Origin of the sequence: Kordia antarctica (assembly GCF_009901525.1) — a bacterium.
Lineage (GTDB): Bacteria > Bacteroidota > Bacteroidia > Flavobacteriales > Flavobacteriaceae > Kordia > Kordia antarctica.
In genome coordinates, this window is the sequence record NZ_CP019288.1 from 2,460,480 (window position 1) to 2,475,907 (window position 15,428).

The window sequence follows — 15,428 nt, forward strand, 5'->3', positions numbered from 1 at the left end:
CGTTTAAACATTAATCTGATTTAAAAAATGATTCCAGAATTATATACAATTTTTAAAAAGCATCCAACCGTTTCTACTGATTCGAGAAACATAACGCCTAACTGTATTTTCTTTGCTTTAAAAGGCGATAATTTCAATGGAAATAGCTATGCGAATGATGCTTTAGAAAAAGGCGCTGCATATGTTATTATTGATGAAGAAGCGTATGTTTCATCGGAACGCACTATCCTTGTTAACAATGTGTTGGAAACGCTTCAGCAACTTGCCAATTACCATCGGAAGCAATTAAACATTCCTATCATATCGCTTACGGGAAGTAACGGAAAAACGACTACCAAGGAATTAATAAATGCAGTATTGTCTAAAAAGTTTACAACAACTGCCACAAAAGGAAATCTAAACAATCATATTGGTGTTCCATTAACGCTGCTTTCTATGAACTCAGCTACGGAAATCGGAATTATAGAAATGGGCGCAAATCATTTAGAAGAAATTGCTTTTTTAAGTACTATTACTGAACCCGATTACGGTTATATCACCAACTTTGGAAAAGCGCACCTAGAAGGTTTTGGAAGTATGGAAGGCGTTATTCTTGGGAAAAGTGAATTATATGAGTATTTAAAAGCGAACAATAAATTCATTTTTGTCAACGGAGAAGATCCTAAACAAGTAGAAAGAACTCGTGACGTAAACAACTTTAACTTTGGAAGATCTGAAGAAAATGAACTCACAATTCATTTTATAAGCGCAGATCCTATGGTTTGTGCTACGATAGATAACACAACTATTCAAAGTCAACTGATTGGTGCTTATAATTTTTCTAACATCGCAGCTGCAATTGCTATTGGAACTTATTTCGGTGTTGAATTAAAAGATATAAAAGAAGCTATTGAAACCTATATTCCTTCTAACAATAGATCGCAAATCATCAATAAGAATACCAATAAAGTTATTTTAGACGCTTACAATGCAAATCCTACAAGCATGAAAGCCGCTTTGGATAACTTTTCAAACTTAACCGATACTTCTAAAATTGCTTTTTTAGGAGATATGTTCGAATTGGGAAATAGCGCAAAGGAAGAACATCAATTTATAACCGATTATGTTACTTCTTTACATATAGATAAAATATATTTGATAGGAGAAAACTTCGGAAAAACCATCAGCACGAATAAAAAAACGGTCATCTACCCTACTTTTGAAGAGTTAAAGGCTAATTTCTCAAAACTAAAAAGCAGCACATTACTCATTAAAGGTTCACGCGGAATGGCGTTGGAACGGATTTTGGAATTATTGTAAACTAAAAAAAGCTTCTCACAAAGAGAAGCTTTTTTGTGGGCGATACTGGATTCGAACCAGTGACCCTCTGCTTGTAAGGCAGATGCTCTGAACCAACTGAGCTAATCGCCCGAAATTCAATTTCGTTTCAATAAGGTAAGTAAAGTGGGCGATACTGGATTCGAACCAGTGACCCTCTGCTTGTAAGGCAGATGCTCTGAACCAACTGAGCTAATCGCCCTTATTGCGGATGCAAATATAGAATAGATTTTATATTTGGCAAAATTTAAACTGAAAAATTTAAACTATTTCTGCGACTACAAATGTACTTCCTCCAATATAAATGACATCCTTGTTTGTAGCGTTTGTTTTTGCTGTATGATATGCTTCTGAAACTGAATCGTATACATTTCCTTTTAAATTATGTTGCGCTGCCTTTTCTTGTAATTCCGAAGCAACTAAACCACGAATTATTTTTGGGCAACAGAAATAATAGATAGCATTTTTAGGCATTAACGGTAAAACATTTACCAAATCTTTATCTTTTACAACACCAAAAACAATGTGTAATTGCTCAAAATTTTCTTTTTGCAATTGTTGCATAGTCAACTCCAAACCTTCTTTATTGTGCGCCGTGTCACAGATGGCTTTTGGAGATTTGCTTAGAATTTGCCATCTTCCTTGTAAGTTTGTGTTGGCAACCACATTCCGCAATCCGTTTTTGATGTGCTTTTCTTCTATGTGGAAGCCTTTTAGCAATCGGACAGCTTGTACTGCAGATTTGTAATTTTTCTGCTGATAATCGCCTAATAAATCTATTTGATACTTTTCTGTGATTGTTTTTTCTGCTAGATATAATTCGGATTGCTCTTCGTTGGCTCTTTCCGTAAATACAGGAAATGTTTCTTCGTGATATTCTCCTATAACAACAGGAATGTTTTTTTTGATGATTCCCGCTTTTTCAAAAGCTATTTTAGGCAATGTATCGCCCAAAAACCCAACATGATCAAAACCTATGTTTGTAATGACACTTACTTCTGGCGTGATAATATTGGTAGAATCTAATCGTCCGCCCAAACCAACTTCAATGACTGCGATATCTACTTTTTTCTTGGCGAAATAATCAAACGCCATTCCGACTGTCATTTCAAAAAATGAAAGCTTTTCCGTTTCTAAAAATGATTTGTTTTTTTTTACGAATTGAATTACGAATTGCTTACTTGCCATTTTTCCGTTGACACGAATTCGCTCTCTAAAATCTTTTAAATGTGGCGATGTATATAACCCGACAGCATATCCAGCTTCTTGCAAAATAGAAGCAAGCATATGACTTGTAGAACCTTTTCCATTCGTTCCTGCAACATGAATACTTTTAAATTTCTTTTCAGGAGATTGTAAATGTTGTGCAAGTTTTACACTATTATCTATATCTTTTTTGAATGCTTTCGCGCCTTGACGCTGAAAAAAAGGCAGTTGATGATACAACCAATCTAAGGTTTCTTCGTAATTCATGTAAAATTGAAAAAAATCTAATTTGACTTGAAATTTATAACTATAAAACCAACTTGTTTTATAGGAGCTTTATCATCAGCATTCCATTTATAGGTACGTGCTGTTTTTTCAGCAGCTTCAATTAAACAGTCAGCAGTATTAGTAGATCCTTTAGCTCCAGCTTTGATCTTGGTTATTTTGCCACTCTTATCGACTTCGATTTCAACCACAACTCTTCCATACTCGTTACAATTTTGTTGAATAGGATTTCCGCTAATTTTACTTCTTCCATTCAATCCAAAACCACCTTGTCCGCCTGTACCTGAACCTGGCGCTCCATAATAACTTGCTGCATACGGATCTCCGTTTGGATCACCTTTATTTCCTTTTCCATCGTCTGGACCTTCGCCTTCTTCTTCTTTTCCGTCAGCATTATTAACACCATTCATCATGGCATCTAAATCTGCTTTTTTCTTATCACGCTCTTTTTGCGCTTTTTCTTCAGCTTCTCGTTTTTCTTTGGCAACTCGGTCAGCTTCCGCTTTTGCTTCTTTCGCTTCTTTATCCGCTTTTTTCTTGGCGTCTGCAGCTTTTTTTATTGCAATTGCTTCTTCATTATTTTGTGTTAAAACTTCTTCTGTTTCCGTTTCTTCTGGTGTCGTTTCTGGTTGTTCTTCCGTTTCTGGCTCTGTTTCCTGCGGTTCTTCCACTTCTTCAGTCTCTGTTGGCGCAGTATCAGGTTTTAACGCATCTTTCGTTTCCACATTACCACTTCCAGTATCAGTTGTTCCAAAGTTTACAGCAATACCACTTTCTGGTGGCGGATTTAAAGAAGTTAATCCAAAAACAAACATTAGCAATAAAACCAACACCATAATAACCGTTGTTATAATGGCAGAATCTCGCTTATGCTCTTTATTTGTATTTGATGGAAAAGTCTCTTTTTTCATTGTGTTTGTACATTTAGAATAATCTTGTATCGATTATTGTTTGCAATATCAAGAATGTTAACCGCTTTTTCAATTGGAACGCCTTCTGCTACTTTTAATATAATTGTCGGACTTTCATTTCCTTCAAATAATATCTTCAATTCTTCTTCTACATCAGCTTCAATTACTTGTATGGAATCTATATGAATTTCCAAATTTTCAGCGATGTAAATTGTAACTGATTTTTCATCAGATTCAGCATCAACTGCTTTCGGTAATTCTAAATCTAATGCATTTTTCGGAATGTTTTCCAAATAGTTAGCAAAATATGCAAGCGCAATTAGAAATATTACACCTATAATAAATACAAGTGGTAGGTTGAACTTTCTGTTATTAGTTTCTAGCAAACCCATTATTTAGGTCGAACCGCTAAAATGATTTTGTATTTGTTTCTGTTTGCAATATCCAAAACGTAAACTGCTTTTTCAATGGGCACACCTTCTTCTACTCTTAATATAATTGTTGGCTCAACTTGTCCTGCTAATTCTTGTTTTAGCTTCGCTTCAATTTCTCCTTCTCTAATTCGATCTGAATCTATATATATTTCTAAATTTTTCTTAATACTAACCGCAACATTCTGCGTGTTTGTTGATTTTCCTTTTGCTTTTGGCAAGAGTAAATCTAGTGCGTTTGGCGAATTTGCTGTCAACATAAAAAATACCAATAATAGAAATACGATATCTGTCATGGACGACATGCTAAATTCTGGACTTACTTTATTTCTCCCTTTTAATCTCATAGAAAAGAATTATACAGGTTCGTTTAATAAATCTAAGAAGTCTACTGCATTTGCTTCCATTTGATGCACTACTTTATCAGTTTTCACTACTAAATGGTTGTATCCAATATAGGCAATAATTCCCACAATTAAACCAGCAACCGTTGTTGTCATCGCTGTGTAAATTCCGCCTGCTAACGAGCCCATTTCGGCTTGACCGCCACTTGTTGCCATTTGATGGAACGCTAAAATCATACCAATTACGGTTCCTAAGAAACCAATCATTGGTGCGGCTCCAGCTACAGTTGCCAAGATACTTACGTTTTTTTCTAGCTTGTAAACTTCTAATGTTCCAGCGTTTTCAATAGCTTTATTGATATCTTCTAATGGCTTTCCAATTCTTGAAATTCCTTTTGCTGTTAAGCGCGCTACTGGCGAATCTGTTTGTGCACATAACATTTTAGCAGCGTCAATTTTACCGCTAGAAACATTGTCACGAATTTGATTCATGAAGTTTTTGTCAATTTTGGAAGCTGCTTTGATAGCAAACAAACGTTCGAAATAAATGTAAAGTGCTACTGCCAATAAGACGAATAATACGCTTATAATGACAATACTTCCAATTCCTCCATCGACCACCATTTTATAAATGGAAAGTTTTTCTTCTTCGCTAATTGCATCGTTAACTGCTTCTGCAGTATTCTGAAGATATTTAGTTGTTCGTAGTAGCAACATATGTATTTTTTGATTTAAACTATATAACGTTTATTTTTTTATTTAAGTATATTTTAGAATAAGGTTCGTATGACCATAAATGCTGCTGAACCTACTAAAAATCCAATGAGTGCTAACCATGAAATCTTTTTAAAGTACCAGAAAAAGTCTATTTTTTCCATTCCCATTGCAACAACTCCTGCCGCAGAACCAATGATTAACATACTTCCACCAGTTCCTGCCGCAAATGCTATAAAGTGCCATAATTCGTGATCTAATGGTTCTGTAAACATTCCTAAACTCGCTGCAACTAAAGGCACATTATCAATTACTGCCGAACCAACTCCAAGCAATAGGATTACTAAATCTGAAACGCCACCAGCAGCCATTTCTGTACCTAATTGTGGTGTCGAAGCTTTTAACGAACCTGCAAATCCATAAAGGATTCCTAAGGATTCTAATGCTGCAACTGCCATTAATATTCCTAAGAAGAATAAGATACTTGGCAATTCAATTTTTGATAACGAATGATGTACCGGGCTGTGATGCGCAGATAATGCATCTGACTCAACATCTTCATGTCCTTCATTTGCTCCAACTGCAGACATACTGAATTTTGTGTTACTGTATAATTCTGCAAATATCGCTACAACGGATAATGACAACATCATTCCAACATATGGAGGCAAGTGTGTTACTACTTTAAAGACTGGTACAAACACGATTGCTGACAATCCTAAGTATAACATTGTTGGCCCAAAACGATGTGGTTTTTTATCGCTTGCACTTTTTTCTTCATCTGGAAGATTTCCCTGAAAAGGCTTTAAGAACGATGCAATAAACGTTGGCACTAACATACATAATAAAGATGGAATGAATAAGTATCCTATGAGTTTCCCTGTTGATACTTTATCACCAATCCATAACATAGTTGTGGTCACATCTCCAATTGGCGACCAAGCTCCACCAGCATTTGCCGCAATGATTATTAAACCTGCATACCAAATACGAATATTTCTGTCTCCAATAATTTTTTGTAATATGGAAATCAATACAATTGTCGCCGTAAGGTTGTCAATGATTGCAGATAAGACGAATGCTAAGAAAGCAAAAATCCATAAGACACGTTTTTTACTTCGTGTTTTGATAAAACTTTTAATAGTTGCAAACCCATCAAAGTAATCAATGATTTCTACAATGGTCATTGCCCCAAGCAAGAACACTAATATTTCTGCGGTTTTCCCTAAATGATGCAATAAGGATTCTTCCATTTGATGCATCTTCAAATCAACTGGTAATTTTCCAAAACCATTTTCTCCACCTACCAAAGCATGTGCTCCAGAATCAAACCAATTTTGAAAGTCTCCGATTCCGAAAGAGATAAACGCCCAACAAATCGCCATCATGGCTAATGCGGGAATAAGTTTATCTATTTTAATGTTGTGCTCTAAGGTTATGGCTAAATATCCTATGACAAATACGGCAATTATTGCTGATTCCATTTGTAATTTTTATAGTTGGTTAGTTATATTAATTCTTTCAAGGCAATTTCAAAAGCAGTTTTACTAACGTCTACTTTTGAAGCATTTCGTTTGAATGTATTTTGCAATGCTTTTTTAATGGTTTTAGAAGTATCTTCAAATATGGCATCATCCGTCATTTGAACTCTACGTTCCATGAAATAGGCAAATACGCGCGCCATTCCACAGTTGGAGATAAAGTCAGGAATTAAACTTACTTTTTGATCGGCATGTTCCATAATTGGTCCGAAGAAAATTTCTTTGTCAGCAAACGGTACATTTGCGCCACAAGTAATTACTTCCAAACCTGTATCAATCATTTTATCAATTTGATCTTGCGTGATTAATCGTGATGCTGCACACGGTGCGAAAATTTCTGTTGGCAATTCCCAAATACGTTTGTTCATTTCTTCAAACGAAATCATATTGTCTGCCACAAGCGTATTTCCATCTTTTTTTAAGAAATAGTCTTTTATTTCTTCATACGAAAATCCTTCTTCATTGATAACGCCACCAACGCTGTCTATAATTCCGACAACTTTTGCGCCCATTTGTGCTAAATAATAGGCTGCGGCAGCTCCAACATTTCCAAATCCTTGTACAATAGCACGTTTTCCTTTAATAGATCCGCCATAAATATCATAGAAATGGCGTGCTGCTTCTGCAACTCCAAATCCCGTAATCATATCGGCAATTGTATATTTTCGGGAAACTTCTGGAGAATATTTTGGACTTTCAATGACTTTAATTACGCCTAGTCGCAATTGTCCAATTCTGTTTATTTTATCAGCTTCCGTTGGCTTAAAGTGTCCGTTAAAAACGCCTTCTTGCGGATGCCAAACGCCGCTATCTTCCGTGATTGGAATTACTTCATGAATTTCATCTACATTCAAATCGCCACCAGTTCCGTAGTAACTTTTCAGTAATGGTGCAACTGCGCTGTACCAACGTTTTAAGACGCCGTTTTTTCTTGGATCTTGCGGATCAAAGTTAATTCCAGATTTTGCACCACCAATTGATGGTCCAGAAACCGTAAATTTTACTTCCATTGTTTTTGCTAATGAAAGTACTTCGTTCATATCCAATCCTTTTCGCATTCGTGTTCCGCCACCTGCTGCGCCACCGCGAAGTGAGTTAATAACTGTCCAACCTTCTGCATTCGTTTCAGGATCTTTCCAGTTGAATACTATTTCAGGTGCTTTATTTTCGTATATTTTGAGTAGTTTCTTCAATTAAATAAGGTTTTATTGGCATGTTGTTTCAATTCAGACAAATATAAAAATTGTTCACATATTTTAGCTTAATTTACTTTAAGATTATAAATTTTTCCTGAACTATGGTTTTTAGTGGCTCCAGTTACACTTTTTAAACAGTTTACCTCATCGCGCAAACGCAAAATACCCAAGAAACCAAAGATCACTGCTTCCTTGTATTCAATGAGTTCATCAGCTGGTTTTACTAGGTTTACTTCTTTGTAAAATTTAATTTTTGCTAGTAAATAATCATTGTATGCGCCGCCACCAGTGACTAATATTTTGGTTCGAATTTTGAAATTACGCGCAATTTGTAGTGCAATATGATCTGTAAATGTTCGTAATAGGTCTATTTCTTTTCGGCGAGAAGCTTCTAATCGTGGGAATATTTCTTTTTGAACCCATTCCAAGCCAAGTGATTTTGGTGGTTGTTGTTTGTAATAGGGAATATTACTTAATTCTGAACCTAAAGCTAACAAATACGTTCCTGATTTGGCAAGATTTCCTTTGTCATCATAGGCAAATCCAAGCTGCTTTGCATATTTGTTTAATACAATGTTTACAGGACAAATATCGTATGCAATCCGTTTTCCATCTTTATGAAAAGACACATTCGCAAATCCGCCCAAATTTAAACAATAATCATATTCAGGAAATAATAATTCATCGCCAATTGGCACTAACGGCGCGCCTTGCCCGCCAAGTTTCACATCTTGTACTCTGAAATCGCAGACTACTTTTTGTTGTATGAGTGAAGCTAAAATTTCTTGATTCCCGATTTGATAGGTAATTCCGTTTTCAGGTTGATGCAAAATGGTGTGTCCGTGTGAACAAACCGCATCAATTTCCGTAATTTTATGTTTTTTTATGAACGATTGAATCGTTTCTGCTAAGTATTTTGTGTATGAAGTATCACACTCGGCTAGTTTTTCTTTTTCATAATGAATGGCTTCTCGAAGTTTGTTTTCTAGTGTTTTTGCATACGGAATTGTCTCAGCTTCGAGAATTTTAAAACTCCACTGTGCTTCTTTTTGAAAATGTATATATGCCAAATCAATTCCATCGAGCGAAGTTCCCGACATTACTCCAATCACTTTGTATGAAATCATTTTACTAAATTATTCAAATTTTACTATTATAATTTCATTTTTAAGATAATATTTAGAATTCTATGTCATTAAAATCGAAGATTCTCAGAAATGCGCACTTATTATTGAAAATTTACTATTTTAGAATTATCTTTGTTCCACTTTTTTAAAAATTTATTAATACAATATATAGTTATGGATTTTAATCTTACAGAGGAACATATCATGATTCGTGATGCCGCAAGAGACTTCGCAAGAACGGAGTTGCTCCCAGGTGTTATAGAGCGTGACAATAAACAAGAATTTCCACAAGAATTGGTTCACAAAATGGGCGAATTAGGATTTTTGGGAATTATGGTTGATCCTAAATACGGAGGAAGCGGAATGGACGCAATTTCGTATGTATTGATTATGGAAGAATTGTCTAAGATTGATGCATCGGCTTCTGTAATTGTATCTGTAAATAATTCATTGGTATGCTACGGATTAGAAGCGTATGGAACTGAAGATCAAAAACAAAAGTACTTAACGAAATTAGCGACTGGCGAAAATGTTGGTGCTTTTTGCTTGAGCGAACCAGAAGCTGGAAGTGATGCAACTTCACAGCAAACTACAGCAATTGACAAAGGTGATCATTATGTAATTAACGGTACTAAAAACTGGATTACTAGCGGTGGACGCGCTGATGTATATTTAGTGATTGCACAAACAGATAGAGAAAAAGGACACCACGGAATTAACGCATTTATTGTTGAGAAAGGAACGCCCGGATTTCACATTGGACCAAAAGAAGACAAGTTAGGAATTCGCGGAAGCGACACACATACATTACAGTTTAATGATGTAAAAGTTCCGAAAGAGAATCGTATTGGAGAAGATGGTTTTGGATTTAAGTTTGCAATGAAAACACTTTCTGGTGGACGCATTGGTATTGCTGCACAAGCGTTAGGAATTGCTGCTGGAGCATACGAATTAGCATTGAAATACTCGAAAGAACGCAAAGCTTTTGGAACTGAAATTTGCAATCATCAAGCTATTGCTTTTAAATTGGCTGATATGTACACAGATATTACTGCTGCGCGTCATATGGTAATGAAAGCTGCCTGGGATAAAGATCAAGGAAACAACTACGATATGTCTAGCGCAATGGCAAAATTATATGCTTCTAAAGTTGCGATGGAACATACAGTTGAGGCTGTACAGATTCATGGTGGAAACGGTTTTGTGAAAGAATACCACGTGGAGCGTTTGATGCGTGATGCAAAAATTACACAGATTTACGAAGGAACTTCTGAGATTCAGAAAATTGTAATTTCAAGAGGAGTTATTAAAGGATAAATTTTAAAGAGATATAAGATCGCTACGCTGTTAGATGTTAGATGTTAGAATAGAGACAAAAAAAACAGCGTTTACAATTTATATTCAAAAGCGCATTGAAAGTTCAATGCGCTTTTTTTATGTTTTTATTTCATATATTACACAGTAATTTAAAACTAAAACAACCATGAATAAGTCTGTAAAATTAGTATTGTTAATTGTTGGAATTATTTTAATTGGATATGGAGTCTACACGATGATTATGCCAGAAACCTCTGTTGATTTGGCTGTCGTAAAAATCGAAGGTCAAGATAATACAAATTCTTATTTTGCTATCGGACTTGGATTGGTTGCCTTAATTGGTAGTTTCCTTGGCGGGAAAAAATAATCTTTTCCAACCTATTTAAAAACGATAATCAACGCCGAATCCCATAGCATTTATTGATACGCTTCCAAGTTGATAATGATTGAAACCTCCATGAATGGAGAATCGTTTCATGTGATAACGCGCCAATAATTTGAATTCATCTACAGATGAATCATTTATTAAACTTTGCTTCCAAAAAACTCCTAAACTGAATGGCTTTTTGAGATACACATCTACGCCAATTTGATAGGCAAGTCCTGTTTCATCAACGCCATTTCCAACGTGTGTTGCGCCAATTCCCCAATATGCTGTGACATATTTTTCACGAACACGATAGTAGTTTATCATAAATGAGGTTACGCCTAATTCTACTTTCGGAGTTCGCTCAAAGAAACGCAAATGACTTGCTTCTACACCAAGTAATGGAATAAATCTGAAATTTAGTTTTAAGTCATTTCCATAGAATTCTTTTCCGCTTGCAAAAAATGTATTGGAAATTATGAATTGATTTCGTTTTAGCGGATAATCTTGTGTAAAGAGTGAGTATTCACCATGCGAACCATCTGAATATGGATATTCATAAAAATAGCGCGATTCCATTTCTCCAAGCAAAACTCCTATCGTTACATGATAGGCAATTTCGATAAATACACTATCAAAATAACCTGCATTATCATTTCCGCCGTCATCATCATCACTCCAAGAACTTGAAGAATTACTACCTGAATTGCTTCCTGATAAATCTTTTTTTGCTTTGTTTAATTTTCCTTGTGCATTCGAAAGACTGAATATAAGCAAGCATAAGAGCATTGATAGTGTAATTTTTGGCTTCATAAAATGGTTTTTATTGTTGCCATGATGTATCAAGAAAAGTGCCACGTATTTTGATTTGATAAAAGAAAATTTTAATTCCTTAGATAGCGAGAAGTATTAAAAGGACTTAATTCACTGTTTTGTATCCTTCTTAAATCAACAAAATTTCCACGTGTTTGTGGGTTTCTGTTCGTATAAAAACCACCTTCTATTGAGAAACCTTCTGTTTCTCTTTTAACATTTAAGTTTGCTGTTCCAGAATACCTTCCATTTTTAGGAGTCCCAATATCTTTAAAATGATAGATTAGCTCATAGTTTTCCTCATTCTCTATTTTGTTTATGACAATTTTATCACTTTTAGATTCATGAATTTTATCTTTATCTTGCTTATAACAAAAAGAATGAATACTGATCTTGCTACCTGTCTGATTTATTTTTAAAGTAAATTTTGAAGGATTATTAATTTCTTTCTCTATATACCGAGTGCTATTTAAACCGTTATCCACTTCTTTCATTGCAACATATTCACTAACTTTACTTCCATTATAAGTTCCTGAAAAGTCTTCTATAGTAAACATAGATGTAAAAGGTTCATATCGCCATAAATAAAGGTCTACTATTTCTAGATATCCAATTAGGAGTAATGCAATTATTGGAGCTGAAAAATCACTTTTACGAAAAAGAAAAATTAAGAAAGAAGTAATTATTATTAATGCTAACACAGCTTGTGTTTTATAGTATATAAAGTAATTTTCATGAACAGTCAATAATAGAATTCCGAATACAATGTTTGCTTTTACTAGAAGATATAAGCCTCCTTTGAAATCCTTTTTTTTAATTATTTTATTATTTTCTTCCACTATTTTTATTCTTTAAAACTATCTATTATTGATTCTCTAGCTGAAATTTTAATTAATCTTAAAACATAAAATCCCTTAAAAAGGATGTATTGTTTGCTTACTTTCTCTTGCCAAATCCTTAAATTCACCACGTGTTTGCTGAGCTCGATTCGTGTAATAACCACCTTCAATTTTAATAGTACGCGGTAGTTTTATAAACTTTAGGATTGTTGTTCCATGATGACCTCCTTTTTTTAATACGCCGATATTTCCATAATGATATGAAAGTGTAAAGTGTTTTCCGTCTTTTCCTTTCGAGATCATAACTTTATCACTTTCAGACTTTGACGATTTTCTTCCGTCAGCATCATAATAAAAAGAGTGTATTATAATTTTACTTCCTGTTTGATGAATTACCATTTCAAGATTCAATGATTTATCAAACTGTTTACAAATAACATTATTCGTGTTTGCTACCTTTCCAATTCTTACCAAGCGAGTACTTATTTGAGTTCCTTTGTAAGTTCCTGAAAAATCTTCTGTTGTAAACATCCAAGAAAAAGGTGGATACTTCCACAAAAGACGATCTACAACTTCCAAAAAGCAGACGAAGAAAAAAATGATAACCAATAACTCCACTATGTGATCCGTTGCAGAAAAAGCATACATTGATGCAAAGGCAATTATTAAAATGGTTGCTCTGGGCTTGTAATAGACAAAGTAATTTTTTTTAATAGCAAACAATAGGGTTATTGATGCTATTAAAATGTTTGATACGAATGATTCTTTTTCACTTGTTTCCATTTCTATTTTTGATTCCAATTAGTTTTATTATTATAAAAATGAATTGACGTTATTCTTTCAATTGTTGCTTAATTATATTTAGAAAAATATTTCGCTTTGGCGTCCAAACTAACGGACGTTTTGGCTCTAGATTAAATTTTGCTTCTAGTGTTTCCTTTAGTAAATCATAATGATATTCACTATCAATTTGAATTCCTTGGAAGTGCTTGAAAACACCTTCCATTTTCCCCAATTCAAATGGTGTAATTGCCACAGAAATTTGACTTTTGGTTTTTGCCCAAGCCGCGCCCATTTCTATTAAGCACATTGGCGATTTATAAAAGTTATCCGAAAGCATAAAAAATACCAAAACATCTTCATCTAAACGTGTTTCAATTTCTTCAATAAAATTACTTCCCAAAGTAGTTCCGTAACCTTCTAAAGAAGTACAAAAAATGTTTTCTGGGTTGATTCCGATTACTTCTAAAATCTGAATAAAACTCGTCACAACTTCCTTGTCTTTAGCAGAATGACTTATAAATACTTTCTTCAAAAATTTCTTAGTAGCTTTTGTAGTCGTTTTTCCTTTAGCCTGTTTTTGAATAACATAATCAGTTGTATCTATCCGTAAATCATCTGCAATTAAAAGTAATATTTCATCTGAAGCAGTTGCTAGTAGTTTTTTGATTTCTATTTGTGTATAATCAGCAATAGAATCGTTTGTGACTCCATATCCGCTGAGAATGTTTACCATTTCCTTTGCGCTGTGACTTGTTTGTAAGGAGAAAAAAATGTCCTGAATTAATCGATGTTTTGTAACTGGATTCATAGGTGTTTATTTTTAATAATAGGTTTGTAAAATGTATGCCGATATAAGTTTTTGCTTTAACGGTTTAGAGATTGGATACATATTGATTTGTTTTAAAATCTCGTTGGTCAATAGTTTATTTTCTTTGCGTTCTTTTTTTATTTTATCAGAATAATATTTGTGAACCAATCGATTTGACAGATTATACAGAAGAATTCCTAAAAAAATCAATACACCAATTCCCTCTTCCATACCATAACGAAATGATATGTCTTTCAAACTAGAATTAATGGCTGGTCCACCACCAAATTCTTTTGTCATTTTTAAAATGACAAAAACAATTCTTGGAACAGCTAACGCAACAAAATAATTGACAATAACATCTACCTTAACCATTATATTCTGTTTTTTATGACTAAGTCTTTGTAGTAAATTCCTAAAGGAGTTAAGACGCAAGCTTTCCCTTTTTCTGCCGCTTCATCTAAAGAAGATGTTTCTAACGGAATTAATAATCCATTGGCGTGATATTTCCGTAAATCGGACATCACTTCTATCAATCCATTTTTACTATCAGCACTTGCGGTATATTCTTTTGAAAGTTGAATTCCTTTTTTGTCTTCACTGAAATAATTTGGTAGTTTCCGTAGTGTTTCAAATGGAATTTTTGGTGTGCAATTTCGCAACGGAATCATTTTAGATACATGCGATTTGAATATGGGACGCTGACTCCAAGAATCTAACATAATGTCTACATAGTTATACATTCTCGCTACATTAACTTTTCCCAAAATATCTGCTGCGCCACCTTTTAACGCATCGTAAATAATCGTGGTAAACACGCCAAAACCGTCACGCTCCATAGCATATTGTGTATCTCTACTTGCTGTTAGTAATGAAACTCCTTCACGAAGAATCACTTTTCGTTCGCCTAATTCTGAAAAATTTCCAATGTCGCCACTGTGACAACAATCTAAAATAATGATGACTTCTGTAGCTTTGGAACTGTTTGCCATACTTACAACTTCACTTAAACTAACACCTTCATTAAATTTTTCAGCATCTTGCGTTACTAAATAAGTTCCTAAAGTTGTAGAAGCACCATGTCCTGAAAAATATAGCAATGCAACATCTGCTTCTTGATTGAATAGATCATTGATTTTACTTTTCAGCGTTTTTATTAAAATTGTTTGCGAATCAGGTTTCGAAATCCACAGTTTACAATCAAAATTTGGATCACCGTTTTCATGTTTTGAAATAACTTCATGCATACGCTTTGCATCAGGAATACAACCTTGTAATGGCGAACGTTTGTAATCATTAATTCCAACGAGTAAAGCTCTTCTCATGTATATGATTTTTAGGTTAATATACCTACAAAGATGCGCCAATGAACTACGCCAGAAAACATCAATATTAAGGAACAAAAAAACTCCCCAAATTTGAGGAGTTT

17 protein-coding genes and 2 tRNA genes are annotated in these 15,428 nt (G+C 34.3%); 3 read left to right on the forward strand and 16 right to left on the reverse strand.

Translation table 11 applies throughout. From position 1 onward, the window contains the following. Positions 1–27 precede the first annotated feature (27 nt). The gene (locus IMCC3317_RS09960) at positions 28–1,299 is read left to right on the forward strand and encodes a UDP-N-acetylmuramoyl-tripeptide--D-alanyl-D-alanine ligase (RefSeq protein WP_160129366.1); all 1,272 of its coding nucleotides are present in this window, start codon (positions 28–30) and stop codon (positions 1,297–1,299) included. 36 nt (positions 1,300–1,335) lie between these two features. Here IMCC3317_RS09960 and IMCC3317_RS09965 read toward each other — a convergent pair. From IMCC3317_RS09965 to IMCC3317_RS10010, 10 genes are all read right to left on the reverse strand, one after another. Next, positions 1,336–1,410, reverse strand: a tRNA-Val gene (locus IMCC3317_RS09965). A gap of 34 nt (positions 1,411–1,444) precedes the next feature. Next, positions 1,445–1,519: transfer RNA gene (locus IMCC3317_RS09970), tRNA-Val, on the reverse strand. 59 nt (positions 1,520–1,578) lie between these two features. Then, positions 1,579–2,790, reverse strand: coding sequence for a bifunctional folylpolyglutamate synthase/dihydrofolate synthase (locus IMCC3317_RS09975; protein WP_160129367.1), 1,212 nt, complete (start codon positions 2,788–2,790; stop codon positions 1,579–1,581). 17 nt (positions 2,791–2,807) lie between these two features. Then, positions 2,808–3,719, reverse strand: a complete 912-nt coding sequence (locus IMCC3317_RS09980) for an energy transducer TonB (RefSeq protein ID WP_160129368.1) — start codon at positions 3,717–3,719, stop codon at positions 2,808–2,810. Beyond that, positions 3,716–4,111 (reverse strand): ExbD/TolR family protein, encoded by a 396-nt coding sequence (locus IMCC3317_RS09985; RefSeq protein ID WP_160129369.1) that lies wholly within the window; start codon positions 4,109–4,111, stop codon positions 3,716–3,718. The genes IMCC3317_RS09980 and IMCC3317_RS09985 overlap by 4 nt, the downstream gene beginning before the upstream one ends. Then, the gene (locus tag IMCC3317_RS09990; RefSeq protein ID WP_160129370.1) at positions 4,111–4,497 is read right to left on the reverse strand and encodes an ExbD/TolR family protein; all 387 of its coding nucleotides are present in this window, start codon (positions 4,495–4,497) and stop codon (positions 4,111–4,113) included. Before IMCC3317_RS09990 ends, IMCC3317_RS09985 begins: the two co-directional genes overlap by 1 nt. 9 nt (positions 4,498–4,506) lie before the next feature. Further along, positions 4,507–5,211 (reverse strand): MotA/TolQ/ExbB proton channel family protein, encoded by a 705-nt coding sequence (locus tag IMCC3317_RS09995; RefSeq protein WP_160129371.1) that lies wholly within the window; start codon positions 5,209–5,211, stop codon positions 4,507–4,509. Positions 5,212–5,264: 53 nt separating this feature from the next. Then, positions 5,265–6,692 carry a sodium:proton antiporter NhaD gene (nhaD, locus tag IMCC3317_RS10000; protein WP_160129372.1) on the reverse strand — a complete coding sequence of 476 codons (1,428 nt, stop codon included), beginning with the start codon at positions 6,690–6,692 and terminating at the stop codon, positions 5,265–5,267. A gap of 23 nt (positions 6,693–6,715) precedes the next feature. After that, positions 6,716–7,942, reverse strand: coding sequence for a Glu/Leu/Phe/Val dehydrogenase dimerization domain-containing protein (locus tag IMCC3317_RS10005; protein WP_160129373.1), 1,227 nt, complete (start codon positions 7,940–7,942; stop codon positions 6,716–6,718). A gap of 68 nt (positions 7,943–8,010) precedes the next feature. After that, positions 8,011–9,072, reverse strand: a complete 1,062-nt coding sequence (locus tag IMCC3317_RS10010) for an anhydro-N-acetylmuramic acid kinase (RefSeq protein WP_160129374.1) — start codon at positions 9,070–9,072, stop codon at positions 8,011–8,013. A 174-nt stretch (positions 9,073–9,246) separates the two neighbouring features. Between IMCC3317_RS10010 and IMCC3317_RS10015 the strand changes: the two genes are divergently transcribed. Together IMCC3317_RS10015 and IMCC3317_RS10020 are read left to right on the forward strand one after the other, a co-directional pair. Next, positions 9,247–10,389, forward strand: coding sequence for an acyl-CoA dehydrogenase (locus tag IMCC3317_RS10015; RefSeq protein ID WP_160129375.1), 1,143 nt, complete (start codon positions 9,247–9,249; stop codon positions 10,387–10,389). Positions 10,390–10,555: 166 nt separating this feature from the next. Then, complete coding sequence (locus IMCC3317_RS10020) at positions 10,556–10,756, forward strand: hypothetical protein (protein WP_160129376.1); 201 nt, start codon at positions 10,556–10,558, stop codon at positions 10,754–10,756. 15 nt (positions 10,757–10,771) lie between these two features. On the opposite strand, the gene IMCC3317_RS10025 is transcribed toward IMCC3317_RS10020, so the two are convergent. The 6 genes from IMCC3317_RS10025 to IMCC3317_RS10050 all read right to left on the reverse strand — a co-directional run bounded on the left by IMCC3317_RS10025 (position 10,772) and on the right by IMCC3317_RS10050 (position 15,324). Further along, positions 10,772–11,569 (reverse strand): hypothetical protein, encoded by a 798-nt coding sequence (locus tag IMCC3317_RS10025; protein ID WP_160129377.1) that lies wholly within the window; start codon positions 11,567–11,569, stop codon positions 10,772–10,774. A 71-nt stretch (positions 11,570–11,640) separates the two neighbouring features. Beyond that, complete coding sequence (locus IMCC3317_RS10030; RefSeq protein WP_160129378.1) at positions 11,641–12,408, reverse strand: hypothetical protein; 768 nt, start codon at positions 12,406–12,408, stop codon at positions 11,641–11,643. Positions 12,409–12,483: 75 nt separating this feature from the next. Next, on the reverse strand, positions 12,484–13,209 hold the full coding sequence (locus IMCC3317_RS10035) for a hypothetical protein (protein WP_160129379.1): 726 nt from the start codon (positions 13,207–13,209) through the stop codon (positions 12,484–12,486). Between the two features lie 31 nt (positions 13,210–13,240). Continuing rightward, positions 13,241–13,999, reverse strand: coding sequence for a toll/interleukin-1 receptor domain-containing protein (locus tag IMCC3317_RS10040; RefSeq protein WP_160129380.1), 759 nt, complete (start codon positions 13,997–13,999; stop codon positions 13,241–13,243). 12 nt (positions 14,000–14,011) lie between these two features. After that, positions 14,012–14,374 (reverse strand): hypothetical protein, encoded by a 363-nt coding sequence (locus tag IMCC3317_RS10045; RefSeq protein WP_160129381.1) that lies wholly within the window; start codon positions 14,372–14,374, stop codon positions 14,012–14,014. Further along, positions 14,374–15,324 carry a caspase family protein gene (locus IMCC3317_RS10050; protein WP_160129382.1) on the reverse strand — a complete coding sequence of 317 codons (951 nt, stop codon included), beginning with the start codon at positions 15,322–15,324 and terminating at the stop codon, positions 14,374–14,376. The genes IMCC3317_RS10045 and IMCC3317_RS10050 overlap by 1 nt, the downstream gene beginning before the upstream one ends. Positions 15,325–15,428 lie beyond the last annotated feature (104 nt).